This is a genomic window from Rhizobacter sp. P2_H2, from assembly GCF_056403375.1.
This window is the reverse complement of sequence record NZ_JBFUFP010000600.1, coordinates 1-3,332: the sequence shown is the minus strand read 5'-3', so window position 1 is coordinate 3,332 and position 3,332 is coordinate 1. Positions and strand designations below refer to the sequence as shown.

At 64.4% G+C, this 3,332-nt stretch carries 6 protein-coding genes; all 6 read left to right on the top strand.

The annotated features are described in order from the left end of the window. On the top strand, positions 1-175 hold a 175-nt coding region (locus tag AC1D15_RS23185), incomplete at its 5' end, for an EF-Tu C-terminal domain-related protein (RefSeq protein ID WP_477827826.1). A gap of 112 nt (positions 176-287) precedes the next feature. Continuing rightward, a complete protein-coding gene (gene rpsJ / locus AC1D15_RS23180; protein ID WP_047506357.1) occupies positions 288-602 on the top strand; it encodes a 30S ribosomal protein S10 in 315 nt (104 codons plus the stop codon). Positions 603-846: 244 nt separating this feature from the next. After that, complete coding sequence (gene rplC / locus AC1D15_RS23175) at positions 847-1,518, top strand: 50S ribosomal protein L3 (protein ID WP_477827825.1); 672 nt, start codon at positions 847-849, stop codon at positions 1,516-1,518. Continuing rightward, positions 1,518-2,138: a 50S ribosomal protein L4 gene (gene rplD / locus AC1D15_RS23170; protein ID WP_047506360.1), complete on the top strand. Its 621-nt coding sequence runs from the start codon at positions 1,518-1,520 to the stop codon at positions 2,136-2,138. The genes rplC and rplD overlap by 1 nt, the downstream gene beginning before the upstream one ends. Continuing rightward, the gene (gene rplW / locus AC1D15_RS23165; protein WP_047506361.1) at positions 2,135-2,449 is read left to right on the top strand and encodes a 50S ribosomal protein L23; all 315 of its coding nucleotides are present in this window, start codon (positions 2,135-2,137) and stop codon (positions 2,447-2,449) included. The genes rplD and rplW overlap by 4 nt, the downstream gene beginning before the upstream one ends. Beyond that, positions 2,449-3,273: a 50S ribosomal protein L2 gene (gene rplB / locus AC1D15_RS23160; protein WP_477827824.1), complete on the top strand. Its 825-nt coding sequence runs from the start codon at positions 2,449-2,451 to the stop codon at positions 3,271-3,273. Before rplW ends, rplB begins: the two co-directional genes overlap by 1 nt. Positions 3,274-3,332 lie beyond the last annotated feature (59 nt).

Below are 3,332 nucleotides of genomic sequence, written 5' to 3'. Positions count from 1 at the left end.
CGTGACGGGCGCGGTGGAGCTGCCGAAGGACAAGGAAATGGTGATGCCTGGCGACAACGTGAGCATCACGGTGAAGCTGATCGCCCCGATCGCGATGGAAGAAGGCCTGCGCTTCGCCATCCGTGAAGGCGGCCGCACCGTCGGCGCCGGCGTCGTCGCCAAGATCCTCGAATAAGGTGGAGCCACCGGTCGGCCGGGCGGGGTGCTTCTGCATCGTGCCCGCCGGCCACTCTCCCTCCATCGATTTCGCGGTCCGCGAGGACCGCACGCTCTTTTAGGAAACCGCTATGGCCACCAAGCAAAAGATCCGCATTCGCCTGAAGGCGTTTGACTACAAGCTGATCGACCAATCGGCGTTGGAGATCGTCGACACCGCGAAGCGCACCGGCGCGATCGTCAAGGGCCCGGTGCCCCTGCCGACTCGCATGCAGCGTTTCGACATCCTGCGTTCGCCGCACGTCAACAAGACCTCGCGCGACCAGTTCGAAATCCGCACCCATCAGCGCCTGATGGACATCGTCGATCCGACCGACAAGACCGTGGACGCGCTGATGAAGCTCGACCTGCCGGCCGGCGTCGACGTCGAGATCAAGCTGCAGTAATCGGCCAGGCCTGCGAGGAAGTGGTTGCGGCTTTCGCCGCAGCTGGCTAGAATCGCAGGCTTTCCGAAGTAATCGGCTCCTTGTGGGCCGATTTCAGTAGCCGGCCCTGACGGGTCGGTTCGGCATTCGCCCTCCGGGGCGAGTTGCCACCAAGTCAGCCCGGCCAATCGATGTCGGGCATGTCAAACAAAGGCTTCCAAGCGCTCCCAGTTGTTGGGGGTGGTGCGGGGGCTGGAGAATATTCATGAGTCTTAGCGAACATCTCGGTTTGCTGGGCCGCAAGGTGGGCATGATGCGCATCTTCACGGACGACGGCGATGCTGTTCCCGTGACGRTGCTCGATGTGTCGAACAACCGTGTCGTCCAGGTCAAGACCGAAGCCACCGACGGCTACAACGCCATTCAAGTGGCGTTCGGCACGCGCAAAGCGTCGCGCGTCATCAAGCCGGCAGCCGGCCACTTTGCGAAAGCGGGTGTCGAAGCCGGTGAAGTCCTCAAGGAATTCCGCGTCACCGCCGACGTCGTCGCAGGCTTCAAGCCCGGCGCGCAGGTTCCGGTGACGACGTTTGCCGTGGGCCAGCTCGTGGACGTGCAAGGCACCTCCATCGGCAAGGGCTTCACGGGCACCATCAAGCGCCACAACTTCAGCTCGCAGCGCGCGTCGCACGGCAACAGCCGTTCGCACAACGTGCCGGGCTCGATCTCGATGGCGCAGGATCCGGGTCGCGTGTTCCCGGGCAAGAAGATGTCCGGCCAGATGGGCGACGTCACCAAGACCGTCCAGAACCTCGACGTCGTCCGCATCGACGAAGCCCGCCAGCTGCTGCTGGTCCGTGGCGCCGTGCCGGGCGCGAAGAACGGCCACGTGGTCGTGCGCCCCGGTATCAAGGTGAAGGCCAAGAAGGGAGCCAACTGATGCAACTCGAGCTCCTCAACGATCAAGGCCAGGCGACCTCCAAGGTCGACGCGCCCGACACCGTGTTCGCCCGTGACTACAACGAAGCCCTGGTCCACCAGGTCGTCGTCGCGTTCCAGGCCAACGCCCGCCAAGGCACGCGCGCCCAGAAGGACCGCGCCGTCGTGAAGCACTCGACGAAGAAGCCGTGGCGCCAGAAGGGTACGGGCCGCGCCCGTGCCGGTATGACCTCGTCGCCGCTGTGGCGCGGGGGCGGTCGGATCTTCCCGAACAGCCCGGACGAGAACTTCACGCAGAAGGTCAACAAGAAGATGTACCGCGCCGGYATGGCCGCCATCTTCTCGCAGCTGGCCCGTGAAGGCCGTGTCGCAGTGGTCGATTCGATCACCGTCGACTCGCCGAAGACCAAGCAGCTGGCTGCCAAGTTCAAGGCCATGGGCCTCGACTCGGTGCTGGTGATCGCCGACCAGGTCGACGACAACCTGCTGCTCGCCGCGCGCAACCTCGCCAACGTGATGGTGGTCGAGCCGCGTTACGCCGATCCCCTGTCCCTGGTCTTCTTCAAGAAGATCCTGGTGACCAAGGGTGCGATCGAGCAACTCAAGGAGATGCTGGGATGAGCACGACCAAGCATGACGAGGGCCGCCTGGCCCAGGTGCTGGTGGCGCCGATCGTGAGCGAAAAAGCCACGTCCGCTGCCGAGAAGCACAACCAGGTGCTGTTCAAGGTGCTGCGCGATGCCACCAAGCCCGAGATCAAGGCAGCGGTCGAACTGCTGTTCAAGGTCGAGGTCGAGTCGGTGCAGACCGTCATTCAAAAGGGCAAGGTCAAGCGCTTCGGCCGTTCCATCGGCCGCCGCGACCACGTCAAGAAGGCGTACGTGTCGCTGAAGGCAGGCCAGGAGCTCAACTTCTCCGGGGAGGCCGCGTAATGGCCGTCATCAAAGTCAAACCGACGTCGCCCGGCCGCCGTGCCGTGGTGAAGGTGGTTCACAGCCACCTCTATAAGGGTCGTCCGGAAGCCTCGTTGCTCGAACCGCAAATGCAGAACGCGGGTCGCAACAACAACGGCCACATCACGATGCGCCACAAGGGCGGTGGTCACAAGCACCACTACCGCGTGGTCGACTTCGTGCGCAACAAGGATGGCATTCCGGCGAAGGTCAAACGCATCGAGTACGACCCGAACCGCACGGCGCACATCGCGCTGGTGTGCTACGCCGACGGCGAGCRCCGCTACATCATCGCCCCGCGCGGGCTGGATGTCGGCGCGACCGTGCTGAGCGGCGCCGAAGCGCCGATCAAGGCCGGCAACACGCTGCCGATCCGCAACATCCCGGTCGGCTCGACGGTTCACTGCGTCGAACTGCTGCCGGGCAAGGGTGCCCAGATCGCACGCTCGGCCGGCACCTCGGTGACGCTGCTGGCACGCGAAGGCACCTACGCCCAGCTGCGCCTGCGCTCGGGTGAAGTGCGCCGCATCCACATCGACTGCCGCGCGGCGATCGGCGAAGTGGCCAACGAAGAGCACAACCTGCGCCAGTACGGCAAGGCCGGTGCGCGTCGCTGGAAGGGCATCCGTCCGACGGTTCGCGGTGTCGCGATGAACCCGGTGGATCACCCGCACGGTGGTGGTGAAGGTCGTACCGGCGAGGGCCAGGTGCCTGTGTCGCCGTGGAACACGATGACCAAGGGCTACCGCACTCGCAACAACAAGCGCACGCAGACGTTCATCGTCTCGCGTCGCAAGAAGTAAGGGGCTGCCATGACCCGTTCGCTCAAAAAAGGTCCGTTCGTTGACCATCACCTGATGGC